The organism is Pseudoalteromonas sp. SWYJZ98 (genome assembly GCF_015864495.1).
Classification (GTDB): domain Bacteria; phylum Pseudomonadota; class Gammaproteobacteria; order Enterobacterales; family Alteromonadaceae; genus Pseudoalteromonas; species Pseudoalteromonas distincta.
Genome location: NZ_JADYXA010000013.1, coordinates 1 through 25824 on the forward strand (window position 1 = coordinate 1; position 25824 = coordinate 25824).

Consider the following 25824-nt stretch of genomic DNA (forward strand, 5'->3'; position numbering starts at 1 on the left):
CAATGCCAATCCATAACTGGAATCTGACATTGTCGCAATTGGCCATCCACTTCGAAGGTAGATTAGATGGTGTGCTAGATATTTAGCAATTTAGGCTGACACAGAATTCTGAACGCCCTCGTTATCTACAAATGTAATACCACCACTTATATTTACAGCTTCAGGTAAATTAAACATATCTGCGTAGTAGGTTACCCACGTACTTGCTGTTACGTAAGGCACACCTTTTTGGCGTGTGTCGTAACTGCTGCTGTTAGGATTACTTTTGTCACGTGCATCTTGATAAATACCGTTTACGTTTACTTTCCATTTATCGTTCAAGTAAGCATTTAAATCAAGCTCAACACCTTTTGTTTGCTCTTTACCATCATAATAGCTTTCAGGTACATCTGAGCCTGATGTTAAAGCGTCATAAAGCGGGTTTGCGTATTCTAAATTAGTACGAGAGCTTTCAAATATAACAACAGATGCGAGTAGTTGGTCATCAAATGCTTTAAATCTAAAACCTAGGTCGTTACTTATAGACTCTGAATCTTCTCGGTCAGCTTCATTACCCGCCACAGAGCCTAATACACTATACGCTGTACGCCCTTTTGAATGATTTACAAATACAGATAAATCTTCAGATGGCTGATACGTTGCACCAAGGTTATACGTTAAGCCAGAATCTGATGTACTCGCTTCAGGTGTTGGCTCTGCACGGCTAGAACTGTAACGCTCATCAACACCAAAGTGCTCATAAGTTTGCTCAATTCGGTTATATGCCACACCAATACGCGTTGTAAGTTCTTCAGTTATGTAACCAACATGTTGAATGCCTAAGCCCCATGCTTGTACTTTTTTATTGTAGTCACTTGTTTTAAGTGGATCGTAATCTTCAAAGTTACCGGTTGGCCAATTTGGTTCTCTTATATCGTAAATATACGGTAAAGAACCTTGGTACGTTACATCACCATCATTGTTTGTGAGTACGTAATCTTGATCCCATATTGAGAATTGTTTAAAGCGAATATCTCTATCTTCATAGTTGGCGTTAACAAGCAATTCGTTATCTACGTCGCCTAACATAAAGTCATAACGTAAATCTAAAAAGTACTGCCACGATTTTTCGTCCGCTTCTACTTGGCGGTATTCTTGGCGGCGTGCTGCAAACGGGTAAAGTACGCCGTCTTCAACTAAAGGTGCACGAGGGTCATTATTAATAATGCCACTGCGCGTTGAATAGACGTAGTTATATGCACCTGTTTGGCGTGCAAAACTAGATGTGTAGTTGCGGTACTGTAGCTGCTGGTTTAAAAACAAATCGTCAGTAATGTAATAGTTATGCGTTAATTTAAAACGCAACTCTTCACCTTCGTTAGCATCAGCCATTGGTGAAATAATACCATTTGTGCCAAAGCTATAAGGTGTTAAGCCATCTGATGCTGATAATGAATTAGCAAGTTGGTCGCGTTGTGCATCACTTAACTGTACGCCGCTTCCTGTCGGATCGTTTACTAAATCGGCACCAGTTACTTCACCCGCGCTTAAGCCATTTGCAGTTTCTGCATCGTAAATACGAATAGGGTGACCAATAGAATCAACCGCTATTTCATCTTTTATATAGGCTGCAGAAAGCATGATGTTTTGTCTGTCGTTTAGCACGTATTTAAGCGAGGTATAAATTTCGTCGCGATCTTCTTTTAAATCGCGAAAGCCGTCACTTGACGCTGTTTTAGCCATTACACGATAAGCTAAATCATCTGTTATAGCGTTAGTACTATCAAACGATAATGAATAGCTATCCCACTGGCCAAGCTCAGCCGATACTTTGTGTTTTTCTTCGAAATCGGGTTTTTTTTCAATTAGGTTAATTACGCCACCTGCACTACCAATGCCATATAAACCTGTTGCTGGGCCTTTTAAAACCTCAACAGATTCAACATTTGTAAGTGAACGAGTTGGGTTAAATGTATTACCCAGGCCTGCACCACCGTACATACCATCGTAGGTGTAGTTTGCATCTAAACCACGAATTACTAAGTTATCACCAATACCGTAATTATTACCTGCTTGTGTTAAGCCACTTACGTTTCTAACTAAATCTTGTAAGCTATCCACACCTTGAGATTCAATAAGTTCTCGGTCAATAATTACAACCGGTGCAGGAGTTTCCATTAAAGACATGTCTGATTTAGTAGCAAGACCAGAGCTCATCACCACGCGGTTTTGCTTTTCGTATACGCTGATGCGTTCAATATCAGCATCAACTTGTGTATTTTGGGCAAATGCCATATTTGCATTTAAACAAGCAAGAGTAATAAGAGAGTACTTAAACGTTTTCATAGAGTGATAACTATTCGCGTTATTGAATTTGCGCGAATGATAATGGTTATTGTTTTTAAAGTGAATAGAAAGTTCATTTTATTTGATTAAATAAAATTGTTCGGATAATTAATAGACAAAATCGAGTCTAATAGGGGGGCGGTGACCCTTTTATGGCATATTCAAGATAGGTGAGAGTTTTATTAAGGCTGAGTAAACTCAGCCTTAATAGTGTGTATTTACAACTGGTTTTTATAAACAACCCCTGCTTTCATTACAAAAGGTACTGCCTCTAAGGTTTTAATACTTTTAAGAGGATTTGCTTTAACCGCAATTATATCAGCTGCAAATCCGGTTTTAATTTGTCCTAACTGAGTATCCATTTTTAATAACTTAGCGCTATTAATAGTTGATGCTTGAATGGCTTGTAGTTCTGTCATGCCAAATTCAACCATGCGGCTAAACTGTTTTGCATTATCTCCGTGCGGGTAAATTGCTGCATCGGTACCGAACACCATTTTAACACCCGCTTTTACAGCACGGCTAAAGCTATCACGTTGCCTTTTAGAAACTTGGCGCTCTTTATTTAGGTTTTCTTCGTCTACGCCGTTTTGCTCGCCATAAGTGAGCGTGTATTCGGTGTTATAAATATCCATAGAAAGCCAAGTTCCATGCTCTTTAGCAAGCGCTATTGCCTCGTCATCTAAAAAGCTCGCGTGCTCTACGCTATCAACACCTGCTTTAATCGCTGTTTTTATACCGCTTGTACCGTGCGCATGGGCAGCTACTGGTAAATCTCGCATATGGGCTTCATCAACAATGGCTTTCATTTCTTCAAAAGAATACTGCTGTGCACCTACTTTAGTCCCTTTTGAAAATACTCCACCTGTGGCGCAAAACTTAATAGCATTTGCCCCGTATTTAATATTTTCGCGTACTTTTATACGCGCAGCCCATGGACCGTCTGCGACGCCACTTGAAGTATATTTAAGCTCAGGAGGTAATCGGTTGTTATCACAGTGCCCGCCAGTAATGCCGAGTGATGGGCCTGCAGCCCAAATACGAGGGCCAACTATGTCACCCGCATTTATGCCGTCACGCACGGCTATGACGCTGTAACCTTCTGCGCCAACATTACGTACTGTTGTAAATCCAGCTTCTAAGGTTTTTTTAGCAAAATGAGCCGCTTTAATCGCCATTCTAGGAACTGACTGGCCTAAACGTTCACTGCGCGGAACCGTAGGGTCGCTCGTTAAATGCACATGCATATCCATTAAACCTGGCATAAGGGTTAAATCAGGGAGTTGAATATGTTTATCATCTTTAGACAGCGTTGGTTTTTTATTTTGTTCAATGTTTGTAATTACGCCATCATCAATAGTAATTAAAGGGGATTTAATGAGCTTGCCATCTTTAACATCAACCATGACTTTAGCTGATAGGTATGTAACTGCATGGGTATTAAAAGCGGTTAAGCAAAGTAAGGCAATAGAGGTGCTGAGTAGTTGTTTTTTCATTTTATTTTTCTTTTAAATCATATTTTAATTAATAGAAATGTAACAAGTTCAGATAAAAGTGCAAATTTAATACGATGAATGCAATCTATCGTAATTTCTTTATTAAGCACGCTTTAATGCGCATAATTAAAAAACGATATTAAAAAGGATTAACATGAAATCAATTAAATTAGCATTGGTTGCCAGTGGCGTTATGTTTGCTTTAAGTGGCTGTATGAATACTGAGCTTAGTACACACACTAATACCAGTACACAGTTAAACACAGTTAACGCATCGGCAGGTATTGTTTCAGAGCTTTCAGCAGAGCAACAACTCGATGTACTTGTTGTACAGTATTACGATGAATCGCTCACATATAGCCCCATCAGCGCAACTTACAATGGTCGTAATGAGTTTAACGATCAATTCACGCCTATGATTTCAAAAGAAAATAGAGCAAAAAAAGCCGCTTTTTATAAAAAATATCAACAGCGATTAAACTTTATAGATAAAGCACAGTTAACAGGGCAATCGCTTTTAAGTTTTGAAATATTAGAGCGTGACCTTGCACTTAAATTAGAAGGCATGCAGTTCCCTGATTATTTACTACCAATAAATCAAATGGCGGGTGCGCATAACACCTTTGCAGGTTTTGGTTCAGGTCAAAGTGCTCAGCCGTTTAATACCGTTGAAGATTACACGGCTTTTATCTCGCGTAGCGAAGGTTTTGTAAAGTGGCTTGCAAGTGTAGAGCGTTCAATGGCGCAAGGCATCAAACTAGGTATTACGTTACCAAAACCACTTGCTGAAAAATTACAGCCACAATTTGCAGCTCATGTAGTTAAAAATCCAGAGGATTCACTATTTTGGGGACCAATTAAAAAATTACCAGAATCGTTTAGCGAACAACAAAAGCAAAAAATTACAGCGCAGTATCGTCAATTGATTATGCAGCACTTAGTACCGGCTTATAAAAGTATGAGTGACTTTTTAGCTAATCAATATATTCCTAATAGTCGAGAAAGCGTAGGTTACAGTGACTTACCAAACGGTAAAGCATGGTACGAATACCAAATTAAGAAAAACACGACGCTTAGCTTATCTGCAGACGAAATTCATGACATTGGTTTAAGTGAAGTGTCGCGCATTTTAAGCGAAATGAAAAAAGTAAAAGAAACCGTAGGCTTTAAAGGTGAGCTATCTGAATTTTTTGATCATTTACGTGATTCAGATGAATTTTACTACGACACGCCCGAGGAGTTAATTGCGGCATATGAAAACGTTAAGAAAAAAATAGATGCGCGTTTACCTCTACTTTTTAACATAGCACCCAAAGCACCTTACGTTGTAAAAGCGGTTGAAGCCTACAGAGCGCAGTCGGCAGCTGGTGCATCTTATGCATCTCCGGCACCTGATGGCTCTCGCCCTGGTATCTTTTATATCAATGCTTATAACTTAAAAGCGCAGCCTAAATTTTTACTTGAAACTTTATCGATTCACGAAGCAGCCCCGGGTCATCATTTTCAAATAGCACTTCAGCAAGAAATAGAGGGCTTACCTGATTTTCGTAAATTTGGTGGCTATACCGTGTTTGCAGAAGGTTGGGCGCTTTACGCAGAAAGCTTAGGTAAAGAGCTAGGCTTATTTACCAACCCTTATATGTGGTATGGACGTTTATCGGATGAGCAATTACGCGCTATGCGATTAGTGCTCGATACAGGTTTTCATGCTAAAGGCTGGACGCGTCAACAAGGTATTGATTACATGCTTGCAAATTCATCTATGGCTAAAAGTGATGTAATTGCTGAAGTAGAGCGATATATTGCATGGCCAGGACAAGCGCTTTCTTACAAGTTAGGGCAATTTAAAATTCAAGAATTACGTGATTTTTCTAAAAAACAACTGGGTGATAAATTTGATATTAAAGCGTTTCACACGCAAATATTAATTGATGGCGCATTGCCAATGCCAATTCTAGAGGAAAAAATTAAGCGTTGGGTTAAATCTCAAAGCTAATTTGTAGCGCAAAGCCAGTACTTTGAAAGGGTATTGGCTTTGCGCCATTTACAGCAATACGGTAGAATGCGCGCTCTTTAGGGGGCACGAGTAAACTATGTTTGATCAACAATTAGCAAATACACAATTTTGGCTTAAAAAAAGCTTAAGTGACATGAGTCAAAACGAATGGGAAGCCATTTGTGATGGATGCGGAAAATGTTGTTTAAATACGTTTATTGATAGCGAAGATGAAGACGAATTTACCGCCACCGATCAGTTACGCGAAGGTGAGCAATTAATATTTACTAATATTGTATGTCAGTATCTCGATAACAACACCTGTGGTTGTAGCGAATATGAAAACCGCCAAACGCTTGTTCCTTCTTGTGTAAAACTCACAAAAGAAAACCTTAAAGACATCTTTTTTATGCCACAAAGCTGCAGTTACCGTCGTTTACATGAAGGTCGTGGTTTGGCTTCTTGGCATCCGTTATTAAATAATGGTGATAAAACAAAGATGCATGAGCTAGGTATTTCTGTAAAAGACAAAACAGTAAAAGATTGCGATGTAAAGCTCGACGACTTTGATTTGTACATTGCAGAATGGCCAACAAAGGACGTAGATTAATGAGTAAACAACAAGCCGTAATTGGTTTAATCAATCCTAAAAGCCCGACTAATGTTGGTGGTGTATTGCGAGCAGCTGGCTGTTTTGACGCTAAACAAGTTTTTTTTACAGGCAATCGCTACTTAAATGCCAAAAAATTCCATACAGATACAAAAAATGTAGTGGAGCGTATTCCTTTAACCGAAACAGATAATTTAGAAGCAATAAAGCCACAAGGCGCAACGGTTGTGGTTATTGAGCTTATTGAAGGTGCAACACCTTTACCTGAGTTTAAACATCCTGAAAATGCATTTTATGTATTTGGCCCCGAAGATGGTTCTGTATCAAAAGACGTCTTAAAGTGGTGCGATGAAGTGGTATATATTCCAACTATTGGCTGTATGAATTTAGCGGCAACCTGTAATGTAGTTTTGTATGACCGCTTAGCTAAATTAGGCGGCGTTGAGAGTAGTGACGATACTATTATTAGCTCTCGTGATACAAACAATAAAATGAGGTGGCAAAAAAGCTGATTAGTTAAGGTTTATTTGTGCAAAAGTGATAGTAGTAGCTAAACTTAAAAACACTATTAATCACAAATAGATACTAAAATGCGCTGGTTTTATTTTATATTATTGCTAACAACTAGTAATAGTTTTGCTGAAACATCGGTTGAGTATTTTCAAAATGGTACTCAACACACCTTAACTGGGCATTCCCATAAATCAGGGGTGCTCTATGAAGCTAAAAACTCCAAACAAACACTTCATCTAGCCACACTCGATTGGCCTCCCTATATTGGTAATAATGTATGTAATAAAGGCTGGGGTTATCAATTTTCAATTGCCTTGTTAAATAGTAAGGGCTACAGCGTATATATTGAATTTTTGCCTTGGGCAAGAGCGGTACGAAATGTAGAACTAGGCAGGGCTGACATACTAATGCCTGAATACTTTATAGAAGATACAGCCCCCTCCGATTATGTTGATGGTAAAACACGTCGAGAGTTACTCGGCTTATCTAATTCGTTTAAAGGTGGCGAAATTGCTTTTTTAAAAAGGAAAGGCGATACAGACCATTTCACAGGAAACTTGAACTCGCTCAAAGGGCTTAAGATTGGTGTTGTTCGAGGGTATCAAAATACGCCAGAGTTTGATGCCATGATGGACAATGGCGAGTTTGAAGTTATCACCTCTGTTGATGATTTACAGCTTGTTAAGCTACTGACTGCTAAGCGTGTTGATTTGGTTATAGGCGATCCTCAAGCTTTGAAATCATCTGTGGCTTACTCCTCTTTAACTAAACCTGAAAAACAGTCTTTGCTTTCTTCCATTGAGCAAGAAAGCATTCCTTTGCAATATAACTCGTTATATTTTGCCATTAGTAAGCGTGCGCATAATTGGCTTTTAGTATTAGAGGATATAAACGAAGGGCTTTATCAGTTTAATAACAGTGGCGAAATAGACCGAATTATTAGGGCGACCAACACGCAATGTGAATAACGTTACTGGAACGTTCCATAAGTGCGCTAACTAATTTATATTTAAACATGTAAAATCGTTTTCAACTTGTTAATGGAGTGAAAACGACGTGAGTGAAATAAATACAAACCAATCATTCGCGGTCAACGAACAGCCAAATAAAAATTATCTGTTTCCACTGACTGCAATGACGACCCTATTTTTTTTATGGGGTTTTATTACTGTTTTAAACGATGTACTAATACCACGCTTAAAAGGCGTATTTGATTTGAGCTTTTTTGAAGCGATGCTAGTACAGTTTTGCTTTTTTGGGGCTTACTTTATTGTTTCTATTCCTGCGGGGCTTTTAGTTAAGCAATTTGGTTACAAAAAAGGGATTTTAACTGGTTTAATTGTGGCTTCTATGGGGTGTATGTTGTTTTACCCTGCTGTTGTAGTACATGAATATTGGCTATTTTTAGGCGCTTTATTTGTACTTGCTGCAGGCGTAACAGTACTTCAGGTTTCTGCCAATCCTTATGTTGCTGCTCTTGGCAGCGAAAAAACAGCTTCTTCTCGTCTAAATTTAGCACAAGCACTTAATGCGCTTGGTACTACCGTTGGGCCTTATGTTGGTGGTTTATTATTTTTCGGTACTGCAGGTAGTTTAGCCGCATCTGCAGCAACTGCTGAATCTGTAAAAGTGCCTTATTTAATGCTTGCTGGCGCTTTATTACTTATCGCTATTGTATTTGCCTTTATAAAGCTTCCAGAAATTGAAGCCCACAAAGAGGAAAATAATACAGCAATTGAATCTCGTTCGTTAACGCAAGCACCGCACTTAACTATGGGTGTACTCGCTATATTTTGTTATGTAGGTGGAGAGGTTGCCATTGGCAGCTTTTTAGTTAACTACTTTGGTGAGGCGCACATAGCAGGGCTTGAAGAGCATACTGCGGCTGCACTTATTAGTTACTACTGGGGCGGGGCAATGGTAGGGCGTTTTATTGGCTCTGTATTATTACAAAAGATTGCACCTTCTAAAGCTATAGCGTTTAATGCATTTAGTATTATTGCGCTATTATTGATCACTATTTTTACTCAAGGTGACGTCGCTTTATACTCAGTATTGGCAATTGGTTTATTTAACTCAATTATGTTCCCGACTATATTTTCAGTTGCAATCGAGCGACTAGGATCATTGACGAGCAAAGGTTCTGGCTGGTTATGTTTAGCAATTGTTGGTGGTGCACTTGTACCATTACTGCAAGGGTTTATAGCTGATACAGTAAATATACAGCAAAGCTTTTTTGTTCCAATGTTATGTTATGTATTTATTGCATGGTACGGTTTAAATGTTGTTCGCTTAGCAAATAAGTGGAAATAACAGACTATACAAGAGTGACTGAATACGTATTCAGTCACTTATAAAGCTACAGTTAATAGGAACGTTCCATAAAAAATAAATCTAGTCATTAATTATTTTAATATTAGCAAGTTACCCACCAAAGCCTATTTTTTTACAATCCTTTATTCTTATTTTTCATCAATAACCTAACTGTAAGTCTCTTTTACTAGGACATTTAGCTAAATTTTTGCTAAAACAGTAAGGCTAATAATGATAAATAATAAAAAGGATGTATATGCTTAACTCGTTGAAATTTACTTCCAAAGTGACTATTGCAGCCTCCTTAATTTTGGTTTTGGTGCTAGGATTATTTACTTTTAATAACTACATTGCGATGCACAAGCAAACCGAGCATCAGTTAAGCCTGGTATTGCAACAAAATTCCGAATCTGTTTCACAAAATATAGCGAGTTGGTTAAATGCAAAGTTGGCGATTGTAATATCAATTGCTAAAACCCATAAAGCGAATGATTCTAAAGCACTCACCCTTTCACTATTAAATACAGCAGAGCTTGCTGGAAGCTTTAAAAATACGTATATAGGTAAATCTAGCGGCACGTTTATATTAAACGATCAATCAGTTGTATTACCTCCAGATTTTGATGCGACTTCTCGTCCTTGGTATAAATTAGTCGAAAACAAATCAAATACCGCTTTTACAACTCCTTATATCGATGTGACCACTAACGAGCTTACAATTTCAGCGGTAGTACCCATACTCCAAAATGGCCAATTTAGCGGCGTTGCAGGTGCCGATATTGATATGCAGACCGTGACAAAAATTATCAACGATATTGACTTTTTAGGACTCGGTTATGGTTTTTTACTCGACAGCAAAGGCCAAGTGTTAAGCCATCCAAATGCTCAGTTAAACTTAAAAAATACATCAGACATCTTTGGCACTAATACGCCTTTACAAAGTGAGTTTACCCAGTACGAGATAAACGGAGAGTCTAAGCTTATTTCGTTTACAAAAATTAGTGGTATTGAAAACGTAGATTGGTACCTAGGTGTTGTTATAGACAAAGATAAAGCGTATGCCAGTGTCTCTAATTTTGGCCAAACCGCAGCTGTTTTTATGGTGATAGGAATTATCACTATTATAATTATGATGCAGCTTTTATTACGCTATTTAATGCAGCCAATGAATCGTTTAAACGATGCTATTAAAGATATAGCACAAGGTGAGGGCGATTTAACAAGGCGTTTAACCGTTGAAAACGACGATGAATTTGGCGATTTAAGCTATTCATTTAATATTTTCATCGAAAAAATTCAGCATTCAATAGAGCAAGTAAAAGAGTCTACAAAGCAATTAGATACAGCTATTGAGAGCTTGGTATCACAAACACATTCTTCGCTGTCTATGTATGATGATCAAAGTAAACGAACCGATAGTGTTGCAGCGGCTATCAACCAGTTTTCAGCTACATTAATGGATATTTCAAGTAATGCAGAGAGTGCATCGCAGCTTGCTAAAAATGCAGATGAACATTCAACACAAAACCAAGAAGCATTAAGCCACAGTGTTGCAACTATCCACCAGCTCTCGGGTAATATGGAAAAAGCTCAGCAAACTATAAACAGTTTAAATTCGCATACAGCCAGTATTGGCCAAGTGCTTGAAGTTATTAAAGGTGTAAGCGAGCAGACTAATTTATTGGCACTTAATGCCGCAATTGAGGCCGCTAGAGCAGGAGAGGCGGGACGCGGTTTTGCCGTTGTAGCAGATGAAGTTCGCCAATTAGCGCACCGCACTCAACAGTCAACGCAAGAGATTGAAGACACGGTTAGTCAGTTGCAAAAAGGCTCAAACCTTGCTGTAGAGCTTATGAAAACAAGCCTTGAAGGCAGTGAAAAAAGCGTGCAACAAGCCGATGCTGTTGGCAATTTAATGAGCCATGTTATACAAGCGATTCAACAAATTAACGATGCAAATCACTCTGTGGCCACTGCAACAGATGAGCAAAACCAAGTTGTTAAGTTATTAGATACAGATATTCAAACAATTAATTCGCTTTGTATACAAGGCAAGGCCAACTTAAATGACACGCTTGACGAATGTACCAAACTAAAACAACAGTTTAGTGCTTTAGAAAATATGGTTCAAAAGTTTAAAGTATAAAATTAATGACTAAAAAAAATGTGAATAAACCAAATTGGCTCAGTCTGATAAATATCGACAGTGTTTATAGCTCAGACATGCAACGCAAAGCGTTTTCTTTATTTACCATGATTGGGATTTCAATTGTGTTGATCGCAGTATTAGTGTTTTTTAATTATAAGCTTTATTCGCCACTACTGACCGCTTCATTAATTATCGTTAACATTACAAATATAAGCTGTTCTATCTATTTTATAAAAACGGGTAATCTGCAAGTTGTGGCATTAATAAGTATGAGCATTGTGTGCATGATGTTTGTTGCACTTGTTTATACCGGCGGTAAAGATAATACCGCGCTATATTGGCTAATGTTTTATCCTGTCGTAACGTTTGCATCTTTAGGGGTTAGACTAGGTGCTTGGTTAGGCTGTACCTTACTGTTTTCTTGTATTGTTATTTTATACGGCCCTGACTTTGGTCAAGTTAGCTATGGCAACGTAGAAAAAACACGTTTTATAGCGTCCTTTTCTATGGTGTTTTTATTCTCATTTATTGGTGAGTATTTTAGGCATAAAAGCCATATGGCTATTGCCGATATTACGCTGGAGCAAAAACAAGATGCTTATACTGACCCCCTTACTGGTATAGCAAACAGACGTTTTATTACCTCTCATTTTTTAAAGCTTGCTCAAACACGCCCAGAGCAGTACTTACCTTTTTCAATTTTGTTAATTGATTTAGATAATTTTAAATCTTTAAACGATACGCATGGTCACGATTTTGGTGATACGGTATTAATAGAATTTACCAAACTTCTTGAGTCTCAATTTTTGGCAACTGCGTTAAAGGCCCGTTATGGCGGTGAAGAATTTGTCGTTATTTTACCGCAGCTCACTGCCTCTACAGCCACTGTAATTGCGAACAAATTTCGAGAAGCCGTGGCAGGGCATGTTATATTCACTGATGACAAGCAGTGTATTTCAATCACCTGTAGCATTGGTATTTCCCAAGTAAATAAAGTAACTGATTATGATGATTCATTAAAGCAAGCTGATGAAGCTCTTTATAGTGCAAAGGCTGCTGGTCGCAATAGAGTCGTCTCAAACTAGTTGAAGGATTAATATGTCTCAAAGTAAATTAATATATGTTCATGACCCAATGTGTAGTTGGTGTTGGGGTTACTCTCCAACCTGGCTTAAGCTAAAGTCAGAGCTTGCTGGTAAAGTAGCAATTGAATATAAAGTCGGTGGCCTAGCACCTGATAGCCAAGACCCAATGCCACAAAATATGAAAGAGATGCTAGAGGGGACTTGGCATAAAATTTCAGCGCAGTTAGGTACGCAATTTAATTATAACTTTTGGCGTAATTGCCAGCCAAGGCGTTCAACGTATCCCGCATGTAGAGCTGCACTTATAGCGCGTAAAGCGGATAAAGAAGCTCAAATGGTGGCTGCAATTCAACACGCTTATTACCTAAACGCACAAAACCCGTCTGATGAAAGTACATTAATTAGTTTGGCTGAAAAAATTGGCTTAGATAAAGATGAGTTTTCGGCGCAGCTAGCGTCAAGCGAGCTTAATGATGAATTTAAAGCGGAGTTATCGTTTGTTCGCACTTTACCAATTCAAGGTTTTCCCTCACTAGTGCTTATTAAAGATAATAAAGCTCACCCTATAGAAATTAATTATACCGATTGGCACTATTCCCTTAATCAAATTAATTCAATTTTGGATTAACCACCTTATTGCATCTTCTTAATAGGGGGTATTTGGCCAGCAAGTACCCTTATTCGCGTTAGAACCTCCTCGTAAGTCTTAATTGTTACCATTGTCATAAAAGCGACTTTTTTGCGCAACATCCTTGTCATGTTTCATCTATAAACTCCTGCTCATTGAAATTATTAAGTCATAAATTATTTATATAACAAAGTTTATGACCTAAAAAAACAAACTAGCAAATCCGCTAACTAACGAGTAAAGGTGTATGCGATGAAAGGCGTTAAACCATTAATCTTAGCTGGTATTGTGGCCGCAAGTGCAGCAGTACACGCAAATGATTTAGATAAGGTTATTGATAAAAGCAGTGAAATTAATAAATCAGCTGCGCAATCACAAACAAAAATAGACAAGATTGCAGATTCAATGCAAGGACGTTTACAGCAATTTAAAACCCTCAATAAAGAGATTGATGGTTTAGCTGTATACAACGCCCAGCTAACTAAACAATTAAATAATCAAATAGAAGAGATGGAATCTTTAAACCTGTCAATGGATCAGGTTTCTATTATTGAACGTCAAATTACGCCGCTAATGCTTAGAATGATTGAAGGTCTTGAGCAGTTTGTATCTTTAGATATTCCATTTTTAGCTGATGAGCGCACTAAGCGTGTTACGTCTTTAAAAGAAATGATGAATCGTGCTGATATTAACTCAAGTGAAAAATTTCGTCGTGTACTTGAAGCGTATCAAGTAGAAGTAGACTACGGGCGCACTATTGAAGCTTATACCGCACTTTTAAATGTGGATGACAAAGAGCGTGAAGTTGATTTTTTACGCATTGGCCGTTTAGAGCTTATTTACTTAACACGCGATGGCAAAAAAGCAGGTAGTTGGAATGCAGATACAAAATCATTTGAAGCATTACCAGACTCTACAATAAGCCAAATTAATAAAGGTTTACGCATTGCGCGTAAACAACTTGCCCCAGATATGTTAACTCTGCCAGTACATGCAGCAGAATAAGAGGTTGAAAATGAAATTGTTTACTCAAATGACAAAAATAGCTCTTTTTGCTGCAAGCTTAAGCATCACTGGTGCAAGTATAGCGGCAGAGCCAATGAACTTAGATTCATTACTTAAAACGCTCGAAAATGGTAAATCAGCTCAAAGCGAGCAAAATAAACAACGTGAACAAGAGTTTGCTGCTCGCCAAAACGAGCAAGTACAAACACTTAAAAATACCCAAGCAAAGCGCAATCAAATGCTGGTGGAATCTGAGCGTCTAGAAACGCAATTTGAAGAAAACGAAGTAAAACTTGCTAACTTAACAGACACGCTTTCTAAACGAATGGGTTCGCTTAAAGAGTTGTTTGGCGTTCTTCAGCAAGTTGCAGGGGATTCTAGTAATAAATTTGCGACATCAATAGTATCTGCTCAGATTGCTGGGCGCAGTACGTTTATGGATGACCTTGCTCAAAAGATGGGCTCAACTTCAAAACTTGCTTCAATAGAAGATATTGAAAAAGTATGGTTTGAATTACAACGCGAAATGACCGAGCAAGGTAAAGTAAGTCGTTTTAACGCAAGTGTTATTGTTGAAGGCGGTACTAAAGCACAGCAAGAAGTTGTGCGAGTGGGCGCATTCAACCTTATATCAAACGGTAAGTATTTAGAGTTTAATTCCTCGACTAATTCTTTGAGTGAATTAACACGTCAACCTGTATCGCGCTTTACTGCAACAGCAGAAGAGCTACAAAGCACTAAAAGTGGCGTGGTGCAATTTGCACTTGACCCAACAGGCGGCTCTATTCTTGGTTTATTAGTACAAGCACCTGATACACAAGAACGTGTTCATCAAGGTGGCACAGTGGGTTATGTGATTTTAGGCGTGGGTGTTATTGCACTTCTTATATCACTAGAGCGTTTTTTCTCGTTATTAATCATGGGCGGTAAAATTCGTCGCCAGCTTAAAGATACAGTTGCACGTGATGACAATCCGCTTGGACGCGTAATGAAAGTAAAAGATCAATTTCCAAGTGTTTCACACGACACACTTGAGCTTAAATTAAGTGAAGCTATTTTACGTGAAATGCCAAAAGTGACGCGTAATTTAACACTTATCAAAATCATCTCTGTTGTTGCGCCGCTACTAGGTTTACTAGGTACGGTAACCGGCATGATCAATACATTCCAAGCAATCACCTTATTTGGTACTGGGGATCCTAAATTAATGGCGGGTGGTATTTCTCAAGCACTAGTAACAACGGTATTGGGCTTAGTGGTCGCCATACCAACGGTATTTTTATACACCTTACTTAATACTCGCGCTAAAAATATCTTGTTAACTATTCAAGAGCAGAGCGCCGGTATTATTGCAGAGCGAAGCGAGAAGGGAGCATAAACCATGGTGCTATTGATTGACTCAATCAATGCTATCCGTGATTTTCTCGACACCGGTGGCCAAGTTCTCTTGGTCATCGGGGTGTTAATCTTCGCGATGTGGTTATTGATACTCGAGCGATTTATTTACTTTTTTAATGGTTTTAGAAGCTACAAGCATGCGATTAAAGCCACTTGGATCAACCGTGCAGAACGAGATAGCTGGAATGCAGAGCAAATACGCGAAGCGATGATATCGCGAGCTGGTATGCGCTTAAACACCAATCTTTCTTTAATTAACGTGATGGTTGCTTTGTGCCCGCTACTTGGTTTGTTAGGCACTGTAACAGGCATGATAGAAGTGTTTGATGTAATGGCAATTACCGGCACAGGTAGTGCGCGCTCAATGGCATCAGGGGTATCAAAAGCAACTATCCCGACAATGGCAGGCATGGTAGGTGCGTTATCTGGGGTATTTGCCTCAACGTACTTACAACGAAAAGCTAAGCGCGAAGTAGAACTACTACAAGACAGCATGGTTTTAGACCATTAAGCAAAATTTTGATAAGCGGCTCTTATAAAGCCGCTCATCCTAGGAGAATAAAAATGAGAGCCCCGTTAGGAAACCTATTTCAAGAAGATGAAGCTGAAGAAATAAATATGACCCCAATGCTAGACGTTGTATTTATCATGCTTATTTTCTTTATTGTAACTGCCTCTTTTGTTAAAGAAGCCGGTATTGATGTTAACCGCCCAGAAGCTGCAACAGCGGTTAAAAAAGAGCGTGCAAATATCCTTGTGGCGATTTCTGATACAGGCGAGATTTGGATTAATAAACGTCAAATTGATGTACGCGCAGTACAAGCCAATATCGAGCGTTTAAAAGCTGAAAATCCACAAGGTAGCGTTGTGATTCAAGCAGATAAAAAAGCCACTACCGAAATGTTAATAAAGGTGATGGATGCCTCGCGCGCTGCGGGCGCATTTGATGTATCAATTGCCGCACAAGATGCGTCTTAAGGGCTAGTTATGTTGCGATATTTAGTTGCATTAGTGATAGCCGGTGTAGTGACCTTTATGTTGTTTTTAGGCATGCAGGCACTGATCACTGGCGGTGAAGGCGCTATAACGGATCCGGTTAAGGGTAACGTACTTGATTTTGTTCGCTTGAAAAAAGAAGAAACCGTACAAAAAAAAGAGCGCAAGCCACAAAAACCACCAACACCAAAAGAGCCGCCACCACCAATGGAATCACCGCAAATGAAAAATAGTGATGCTACAGCAAATGCTAACAACTTTGACTTTGGTGCCAATGTAGATGCGGATGTAAATTTAGCCGGCGGGTTAGCACTTGAAACAAGTGATGGTGAATACTTACCGATTGTAAAGGTGGCCCCTGTTTATCCGCGCCGTGCGTTATCACGTGGCATAGAAGGCTACGTTATTGTTGAATTTACAGTAACTAAACAAGGCACTGTACGCGACCCACAAGTAGTAAAAGCAGAGCCTGAGTCACTTTTTGATAGAGCTGCGATGGATGCAGCCCTTAAATTTAAATATAAACCGCGCGTAGTAAACGGTGAAGCCGTTGAAGTTGCGGGTGTTCAGAACAAAATATCTTTCCAAATTAGCGGTTAATTTGTAATTAACCACGAGTAAACGGACAGAAATGCGAGGCGATTATGAAATTACTACCTACAGCTAAACTTTTAAAGTTAACACTATTTTGTACCGCTGCGATCAGTACAAGTATTGTTGCACCAAGTGCTCTAAGCCTAATTCCAGGGCTAAATGTAGCTACTGCATATGCGGAGCAAGAACAAAAAACGAAACGTGTACCAGCACTGCGTGAAAAGGTTTATAGCCAGCTTGCTCGTGCCCAAAAACTTGCAGACGATGGCGATGTTAAAGGTGGACTTGAAGCGCTGGATAGCATTCAAGAGCGAGCTGCAAGCATGAACTCGTACGAAGTGGCAATGATGCATAACTTTTACGGGTTTATTTATTACAACGAAAACGACTTACCAAAAGCGATTGCCTCGTTTGAAAAAGTGGTAGCAGAGGAAGCCATTCCTGAGTCACTTCGTTTAAGCACTACATTTAGCTTGGCTCAACTGGCTATGGCTAATAGTGATTACACTAAAGTTATCTCTTTTTTAGATGATTGGGACAGTATTAACACTCAGCCTAAAACAGAAGGCTATTACTTGTTAAGAGCTCAAACATACTATCAGTTAAAAGATTATAAAAAAGGGCTTGAGTACATATCTCAAGTGATTGCTTTAAGCGACAGCGAAGGCAAAATCCCTAAAGAAAACTGGTTAGTACTACAGCGTGCAATGTATTACTCGCTTAATCAAACTGACAAAGTTGTTGAAGTGCTTGAGCGCATGGTAAAGCTTTATAATAAGCCTGAGTATTGGGTGCAGTTATCGGGTATGTATGGTGAAACAGGTAGGGAAAAACAACAGTTGGCGGTAATTGAAGCCGCTTACCAGCAAGGATTTTTAACCTCTAAATCTGATTTACGCCAATTAGCGCAAGTGTATTTATACAATGGTTTAGCGTTTAAAGCTGCAAAAGTGATGAGCGATGCCATTGATAAAGATATTGCTGAAAAAACAGCAAAAAACTACGCTTTTGTAGCAGAGGCGATGATCCAAGCTAAAGAAGATGAAAAATCTATTACCTACTTTGGAAAAGCTGCTGATTTATCTGAGCACGGTAAATACGATCAACGTTTAGCCGAAGTATTTGTTAACACAGAGCAATACGAAGAAGCCGCCGATGCAGCGCGTAAAGCACTTGATAAAGGTGGCCTTGATTTTGAATCAAATGCATTTGTTGCACTCGGTATGGCGCAGTACAACATGCAAAACTTTGATGCATCAATTTTAGCGTTTGAGCAGGCAGAAAAACATAAAAAATCTCAGCGTTTAGCACAGCAGTGGATCAAATATGTAAAGCGCGAAAAAGTGCATGCAGAAACACTTAGAACAGCTTTACTGTAAATTTTAAAGCGCTTTACTAATTAACAAGTAACGCGTGTAAAACCAGTTCATAATCGCAATACTAAAACCGCCTCAGGGCGGTTTTTATCGTCTCTAAAAGCATCCAATTGTTTGATTTTAAATAAGTTACTATTGTCATCTTATGGTTATTAAACTGTAACTACTTTGTCATAAGTCTCCCGTATTGTAACCGCAGCTAAACTCAAGTGACCTTAAAGCATTATTTAAGTGTTTTATGGTGACTTGAGTTTATTTGAGCACCTAAAAAATAATTAAATACTTTAACGGAGTGAACAATGAAATTATCTGACTTATTCAAAGTAAGTTTGATTGCAACTGCAGTATCTTTAGCTGGTTGTGGTGGAGACTTAGTAGTATCTGAAGGCGACACAACTATTAATGAAGGTGATACAGTAACTAACGTTATTGAAGGCGGTGACGATACAAGTGGTGAAACGTCATCACGTGATGATTCACAAAATGCTACCACTGGCTTTCCTACTGATATTGATAATGCACTAACTCAAGGTTTAGCAACTGATGTTTCTAGTGAGTTTACATCTATTACAGATAAGCCCGTTTATCGCTTAGCTGCAGATACTGTGTTCACTACTGATGTTTCGTTAACAAACGACGCACACTGGATCTTAAATGGCCGTACTGCGGTTGGTAATGATCGCGCAGATAATGCCAAGCTTTATATTCAGCAAGGTACAACGATTATTGGCGAAACAGGAGATGACTTCCTAGTTGTTCGTCGCGGTTCACAAATTGAATCGGTAGGGACTGTAAGTCAGCCCATTACAATGACCTCAATTCAAGATGTTACAGCTCAAGAAACAACGATTGGTCAGTGGGGCGGTTTAGTATTATTAGGTAACGCGCCAGCAAACTCTTGCGGCGACCAAGAAGGTGAAGCAACAGCTGATGAACTTGCTAATTGTGGTGTGTCGGCTGAAGGTGATGCAGGTCAGTTTGGTGGCGATATCAGTGATGATAATTCAGGTACTTTAAAGTATGTACTTGTTAAGCAAGCCGGTAAAACGTTAGGTAATGGTGATGAGTTAAATGGTATTACGTTTGCCGGTGTTGGCTCTGCAACTACGGTTGATTATATTCAAGTACATGAAAATCTTGATGATGGTATTGAGTTCTTTGGTGGCACAGTTAATGTAAGCAATGTTGTACTTACAAATATTGGTGACGATTCGCTAGATTGGTCTTTTGGTTGGACGGGTTCGGCTACTAATGTTTACATTCAACAAGCGGCTAACGTAGGCGATAACGCTATCGAAGCTGATAACTCTGAGTTTGATTCAAGTGCAACACCATTAACTTTACCTACTATTTCAAACGTTACAATTGTGGGTGCTGAGGGCAATAACGGCATTCGTTTACGTGCGGGTACTGCTGGGGTTCTTAAAAATGTATTTGTAACGGGCCCAGCTACTTATGAAAACTGTTTACGTGTAGGTTCAGATTCAGTACCTCGTGCTGAGGATGGCACACTTACGATTACAAACTCTATTGTTGCTTGTCAAACTGCAGCGAATAACTTTGGCAGCGAAGTTATTAACGGTGGCGATGTACAATCTTGGTTTGAAGGCCAAGACGCTAACCAAACGCTTACCCCAGCTGATTTAATGCTAGATGACAACGGTTATACACCACTTGCTGGCTCGCCACTTATTGCAAATACTCAAATTGGTGCATTTGATGGCTCAACTAATTGGATGGAAGGTTGGACTGTTGGTATCAATGGTGGCTTCCCTACTGATATTGATAATGCGCTATCACAAGGTTTAGCCTCAGATGTATCTAGCGAATTTCCAGAAATTACAGATAAGCCAGTATATCGCTTAGCTGAAGATACAACGTTTACAGCGGATGTAACACTTACAAATGACGCACATTGGATTTTAAATGGCCGTACCGCAGTAGGTAATGACCGTGCAGACGCTACAACACTTTATGTTCAAGCAGGCACGACATTAATTGGTGAATCAGGTGATGACTTTTTAGTTGTTCGTCGTGGTTCGCAAATTAACGCAAATGGTAATGCAACTGCACCTATTACAATGACATCTATTGAAGATGTAACAGGCGCTGAAACAACAATTGGTCAATGGGGCGGTTTAGTACTTTTAGGTAATGCTCCTGCTAACTCGTGTGGCGATCAAACTGGCGAAACGACTGCTGAAGAACTTGCTAACTGTGGTGTATCAGCTGAAGGTGACGCTGGTCAGTTTGGTGGCGATATTAGCGATGATAACTCAGGTGTACTTCGTTATATTGTCGTTAAGCACGCAGGTAAAACTCTCGGTAACGGTGATGAGCTTAATGGTATTTCGTTTGCGGGTGTAGGCTCTGCAACAAAAGTAGAATATATCCAAGTTCATCAAAACCTTGATGATGGCGTTGAGTTTTTTGGTGGTACTGTAAATGTTCGTAACATAGTACTTACTGACATTGGTGATGATGCATTTGATTGGTCGTTTGGTTGGACAGGTCGTGCGCAAAATATTTATATTCAACAAAGTGCTGTTGGTGGTGATAACGCTATTGAAGCGGATAACTCAGAATTTGATTCAAATGCTACACCTTTAACAAAGCCACTAATTTCTAACGTAACAATTGTAGGTGCTGATGGTACTAACGGTGTTCGTTTACGTGCAGGTACAGCGGGCGTTCTACGTAATGTAGTAATTACAGGACCTGAAGGTTACTCAAACTGTTTACGTGTGGGTTCTGACTCTGTAGCAAATGCAGAATCTGGTGAGCTTTCTATTGAAAACTCAGTAGTGGCATGTAGTGAAGATAATAACTTTGGCAGTGAAGCAATTGGTGGTGGTAATGTTCAATCTTGGTTTGAAGGCCAAACAGGCAACCAAACGCTGACAGCTGCTGGCCTTAGTTTAGCAACCGATGGCTTTACACCTAAATCTAGCTCACCATTATTAGGTTCGGGTGTTGATTCGTCAGACCTTGATTCGTTCTTTACTAAAACAGATTATATTGGTGCGTTTGATGGCGATAATAACTGGATGGATGGTTGGACAGTTGCTATAACACCAAGTTTTCCGGATGATATTCAAAATGCCTTAGAGCAGGGTTTTGCTACTGATGTATCAGCGAGCTTTCCTGAAATCACAGACAAGCCAGTTTATCAGTTAACTTCTGATGTTGTATTCACTTCAGACGTAACATTAACTAACGATGCCCATTGGATTCTCAAAGGCCGTACAGCCGTAGGTAATGACCGCGTTGATGAAACGACTTTATATGTTCAATTTGGTACTACGCTTATTGGCGAGTCGGGTGATGACTTTTTAGTTGTTCGTCGTGGTTCTAAAATAGAGGCTGTGGGCAGTGCAACTCAGCCAATTACTATGACGTCTATTGAAGATGTTACTGGTGGCGAAACGACTATTGGTCAATGGGGCGGTTTAGTGCTTTTAGGTAATGCACCGGCTAACTCGTGTGGCGATCAAGAAGGCGAAGCTAACGCTGATGAGCTTGCGAACTGTGGTGTGTCTGCTGAAGGTGATGCTGGCCAATTTGGTGGTAATGACCCAGAAGATAACTCAGGTACTTTAAAATACGTGGCAGTTAAACAAGCAGGTAAAACGCTAGGTAACGGAGATGAGTTAAACGGCATTACGCTTGCGGGTGTTGGTAGTCAAACAGAGCTTGATTACATTCACGTTCATGAAAATCTGGACGATGGTGTTGAATTTTTCGGTGGTACTGCAAACATCAGTCACCTGGTTTTAACTAATATTGGTGATGACTCACTAGATTGGTCATTTGGTTGGACGGGTAAAGCGCAATACGTACTTATCAAGCAAGCTGACTCAACAGGTGATAATGCAATTGAGGCGGATAACTCTGAGTTTGATTCAAGTGCAACTCCACTCACAATGCCTACAATTTCTAATGTTACTATTATTGGTAATGTTGGGGTTAACGGTATACGTCTACGTGCAGGCACTGCGGGTATGCTTAAAAACGTGGTTGTGACAGGTGGGGCAGATTATTCAAATTGTTTACGTGTAGGTTCAGATTCAGCTCCTCGCGCAGAGGATGGTACATTAACTGTTACTCACTCAGTTGTTGCATGTGAAACGGCAAATAACTTTGGTACGCAAGCAATTGGTACTGGTAATGTTGAGTCTTGGTTCTTAGGCCAAACAGGTAACTCTGTGCAAGCAGCCACAGACCTTGGTTTAGCAGATAACGGTTATATGCCTTCGGCTGAGTCATTACTGTTAGGTAATGGTTTTGATTCTTCAAGCCTAGATAGTTACTTTGATTCAGTAGATTATATTGGTGCAATGGATGCACAAACAGACTGGACAGCAGGTTGGGTTAAGGTAGGTCTTTAATCCAAACCACATTATAGCCGAGCGAAAGCTCGGCTAATGTCTTGTTTTGTTTCGGAGTATAAAAATGAAATCTTTTAAACCCTCTTCTCTTGTTCTATGTAAACTAAATTGCGCAGTTATGGCTGCAATTATGGGGCTATCAGTAAACACAGCTATAGCAGCCGAAGCCGAAGAGCAAGAAATAGAAGAAGTAGTTGCTGTTGGCCAGCGACTAAAAGGCAGTGCGGGTGCGGTACTGCAAGAGCGTCAAAATCAGGCATTTGTTGCTGATATTATGGGTGCTGATCAAATATCACGCACAGGTGATGGCGATGCAGCTTCAGCGCTTCGTCGTGTGACTGGTTTAACCTTAGTCGATGGTAAATATATTTATGTTCGTGGTTTGGGTGAGCGTTATTCAAGTACCCAACTTAATAGCATGTATGTTCCAAGCCCAGATCCCACTCGATCAGTTGTTCCACTGGATTTATTTCCATCGGATATTATTGAAAGTTTAAGTGTGCAGAAATCGTTTTCTCCTGATATGCCAGCGCACTTTGGTGGTGGTAATGTAAATATACGCACCAAATCTATTCCTTCTGATTTTTTGTTTAAAATACAGTTAGGTACTTCATATAACACCTCTAACAGTGACACCGGTTATTTTTACAGTGGTGGTGATGATGATTGGATGGGGCGCGATGATGGTACACGTGCTTTACCTTCATTAATTTCTACAGCGCTTAAAAGTGATGCAGGACTTGAAGGTGACAGCAGTACTACGCTTGAGCAGCGTCAAGCGCTCCTACAATCTCTAGATTGGCAAGTTGGACCTACTGAGAAAGACGTTGATCCAGGCATGAATTTTTCAGTAGCACTAGGTGATAGGTTTGAGTCTGAAGTAGGTACTTTTGGCGTTCTAGCCGCTGTTTCCTATGACAATGAATGGGAAGTAGTTAAAGAGCAAAGCGGTACAAATTTAGGTAGTTTGGGCTGCGAAGACAAATGTTTTGCACAAACTTATGATGGCATATCTACTGAACAAACCGTTCGTTGGAGTGGCACATTAAATTTAGGTTATGAATTTAATAATAACCATAAATTTGAACTAACGAATATAGCGCTTCATGATATGAGTGACAGAGTGCGTAATCGTGACTTTTTCGATGCTAACGAGTCAGAAGAAGGTGTTACTGAGTTACGCCGTGTTGACGTTATGTATGAAGAGCGTGAAATGTTCTCTACGCAGCTCAAAGGGACGCATAACTTTCCTGAATTAGAAAATTTATTTTTTGATTGGTATGCCGGTACAAGCCGCGCCAACAGAGATGCTCCTGGCGCATTGGATGTTGTTTTTCAAACTAACTTAAATGATGGTGTATTTGAATCAGAGCAGTTACAAGATGTTGCTGCAACAAACGTAACGCGTGATTATCAAACTTTGCATGATGACGTAGATACATATGGTTGGAATATGGGCATCCCGTTTTATGGTGATGGCTATGAGTTAGAGCTTAAGGTGGGTGGCGATTTTTCTGAAAAAAAACGTGATGCAAGTAATATTCAATTTGGTATTACGCACCGTGGTATAACAGATGAATATACATTTGGCTCAAACATAGACCAAATTTTTTCTGACGAAAATTTAGCTAATAGTGAGTTTTATACAAGTATTACAGGCTCTGGTATTTTTGATGATGGTACCGCAGATGGTGATAAGTACAGCGCTGCACATAAGTTAGACGCTTATTATTTTATGGCCGACTTTTTCTACGAAAACACATGGCGTATAACCGGTGGTATTCGTTGGGAAGACTTTTCTCAAATATCAGTGCCTTTTCAGGCTCATACTAATTTCTTTGATGGAACAATTGAAGAAGTGAGCGAAGTTGCAATAAAAGAAGATAACTTTTTTCCTTCTTTAGCAATTACTTATATTATGGATGAAGAAATGCAGTTTCGCTTAAACTTAAGTGAAACGACGATTCGCCCAGATATGCGTGATGTAAGCTCAACTTATTATGTTGACCCACTAACAGAGTTTTTAGTGCGAGGCTCGCCTACACTTCAAAGCTCTAAGCTAAAAAATGCTGACTTTAGGTTTGAGTGGTACATGCCTTCAGGAAACAATCTATCAGTTGCTTTGTTTTATAAAGATATTGAAAACCCAATTGAAATGGTTGAGTTAGCGGGTGTTGGTGGAGCTGCTCCGCAATTACTAACAGCAAATGCGCAGTCGGGTGAACTAACAGGTATTGAGGTAGACTTTTTAACTGACTTTAGTTTTATTCATAATGATTTATCTGCCATATTTTTATCAGGTAACGTTACTCTATCGGATTCAAGTGTTGAGCTTGGCATAAACGATGCTGATGGGGTTGATTCATTATTTGAACAACAACTAAAAGAGGCGTTGGAAGCTGACTCTGTTTCTAACATTGTTACTAATAATAAACGTCGTTTAGTTGGTCATTCTGAATGGGTAGCAAACTTACAAATGGGTTATGACTCTGCTGATGGTTTTCATTCTACCTCAGTTGTTTATAACGTGTTTGGGCCGCGCATAATCGTACCAGGTACGCGTGGTAACGAAGACGCAGAAGAAAAGTCATTTCATTCTCTTGATTTAGTTTATTCTTACTTCCCTAACTTTAATACTAAAGTTAATTTTAAAGTTAAAAATATACTTGGCCAAGAAAAAGAAATTGAACAAGAAAACTTAACACTTTGGCGTCAAGAAGAAGGCACTGAGTTTAGTTTAAGCTTTAGCTACGAGTTTTAATTTTCTACCCAAGGAAGGGGGATATAATAAAACCTAATTACCTATTAGCCCTGTATTTAATACAGGGCTTTTTTATGACTATGAAAAATATTTAAGTTCTACTTTATTCACTAGTTTTAGCGCGCTGGTGGTGTTATTTTGACGTTAATGAAAATTAAATCTCACGCAATGAATTTAATTTTTAATGTATT

Annotated in this window: 17 protein-coding genes and 1 pseudogene; 16 read left to right on the top strand and 2 right to left on the bottom strand. The window is 39.3% G+C overall.

What is annotated here, in order from left to right; all coding sequences use genetic code 11:
• Positions 1–102: 102 nt before the first annotated feature.
• A pseudogene (locus tag I6F10_RS10090) lies at positions 103–2325 on the bottom strand (TonB-dependent receptor); the annotation flags it as partial.
• A gap of 218 nt (positions 2326–2543) precedes the next feature.
• Positions 2544–3821, bottom strand: a complete 1278-nt coding sequence (locus tag I6F10_RS10095) for a Xaa-Pro dipeptidase (RefSeq protein ID WP_165742646.1) — start codon at positions 3819–3821, stop codon at positions 2544–2546.
• A gap of 154 nt (positions 3822–3975) precedes the next feature.
• Between I6F10_RS10095 and I6F10_RS10100 the strand changes: the two genes are divergently transcribed.
• The 16 genes from I6F10_RS10100 (at position 3976) to I6F10_RS10175 (ending at position 25633) form a co-directional block, all read left to right on the top strand.
• Positions 3976–5817, top strand: a complete 1842-nt coding sequence (locus I6F10_RS10100; protein WP_165742647.1) for a DUF885 domain-containing protein — start codon at positions 3976–3978, stop codon at positions 5815–5817.
• Between the two features lie 97 nt (positions 5818–5914).
• On the top strand, positions 5915–6427 hold the full coding sequence (locus I6F10_RS10105) for a YcgN family cysteine cluster protein (RefSeq protein WP_004334734.1): 513 nt from the start codon (positions 5915–5917) through the stop codon (positions 6425–6427).
• Complete coding sequence (locus tag I6F10_RS10110) at positions 6427–6939, top strand: RNA methyltransferase (RefSeq protein ID WP_165742648.1); 513 nt, start codon at positions 6427–6429, stop codon at positions 6937–6939. Before I6F10_RS10105 ends, I6F10_RS10110 begins: the two co-directional genes overlap by 1 nt.
• A 78-nt stretch (positions 6940–7017) precedes the next feature.
• Positions 7018–7908 (top strand): substrate-binding periplasmic protein, encoded by an 891-nt coding sequence (locus I6F10_RS10115; RefSeq protein WP_165742649.1) that lies wholly within the window; start codon positions 7018–7020, stop codon positions 7906–7908.
• Positions 7909–7996: 88 nt separating this feature from the next.
• Positions 7997–9253: a sugar MFS transporter gene (locus I6F10_RS10120; protein WP_165742650.1), complete on the top strand. Its 1257-nt coding sequence runs from the start codon at positions 7997–7999 to the stop codon at positions 9251–9253.
• 256 nt (positions 9254–9509) lie between these two features.
• The gene (locus tag I6F10_RS10125; protein WP_165742651.1) at positions 9510–11399 is read left to right on the top strand and encodes a methyl-accepting chemotaxis protein; all 1890 of its coding nucleotides are present in this window, start codon (positions 9510–9512) and stop codon (positions 11397–11399) included.
• A 5-nt stretch (positions 11400–11404) separates the two neighbouring features.
• Positions 11405–12487 (top strand): GGDEF domain-containing protein, encoded by a 1083-nt coding sequence (locus tag I6F10_RS10130; protein ID WP_165742652.1) that lies wholly within the window; start codon positions 11405–11407, stop codon positions 12485–12487.
• Positions 12488–12500: 13 nt separating this feature from the next.
• A complete protein-coding gene (locus I6F10_RS10135) occupies positions 12501–13115 on the top strand; it encodes a DsbA family protein (RefSeq protein ID WP_165742653.1) in 615 nt (204 codons plus the stop codon).
• Between the two features lie 252 nt (positions 13116–13367).
• Complete coding sequence (locus I6F10_RS10140; protein WP_004334751.1) at positions 13368–14120, top strand: DUF3450 domain-containing protein; 753 nt, start codon at positions 13368–13370, stop codon at positions 14118–14120.
• Positions 14121–14130: 10 nt separating this feature from the next.
• Positions 14131–15498 carry a MotA/TolQ/ExbB proton channel family protein gene (locus tag I6F10_RS10145; protein ID WP_004334754.1) on the top strand — a complete coding sequence of 456 codons (1368 nt, stop codon included), beginning with the start codon at positions 14131–14133 and terminating at the stop codon, positions 15496–15498.
• Between the two features lie 3 nt (positions 15499–15501).
• Positions 15502–16029, top strand: coding sequence for a MotA/TolQ/ExbB proton channel family protein (locus I6F10_RS10150; protein WP_165742654.1), 528 nt, complete (start codon positions 15502–15504; stop codon positions 16027–16029).
• Between the two features lie 53 nt (positions 16030–16082).
• On the top strand, positions 16083–16496 hold the full coding sequence (locus I6F10_RS10155; RefSeq protein WP_004334764.1) for an ExbD/TolR family protein: 414 nt from the start codon (positions 16083–16085) through the stop codon (positions 16494–16496).
• A gap of 12 nt (positions 16497–16508) precedes the next feature.
• Positions 16509–17114, top strand: coding sequence for an energy transducer TonB (locus I6F10_RS10160; protein ID WP_197098794.1), 606 nt, complete (start codon positions 16509–16511; stop codon positions 17112–17114).
• A 44-nt stretch (positions 17115–17158) separates the two neighbouring features.
• Positions 17159–18487, top strand: a complete 1329-nt coding sequence (locus tag I6F10_RS10165) for a tetratricopeptide repeat protein (protein WP_165742656.1) — start codon at positions 17159–17161, stop codon at positions 18485–18487.
• Positions 18488–18783: 296 nt separating this feature from the next.
• Positions 18784–22872 (top strand): hypothetical protein, encoded by a 4089-nt coding sequence (locus I6F10_RS10170; protein WP_165742657.1) that lies wholly within the window; start codon positions 18784–18786, stop codon positions 22870–22872.
• Between the two features lie 64 nt (positions 22873–22936).
• On the top strand, positions 22937–25633 hold the full coding sequence (locus I6F10_RS10175; RefSeq protein ID WP_138490090.1) for a TonB-dependent receptor domain-containing protein: 2697 nt from the start codon (positions 22937–22939) through the stop codon (positions 25631–25633).
• Positions 25634–25824: the final 191 nt, after the last annotated feature.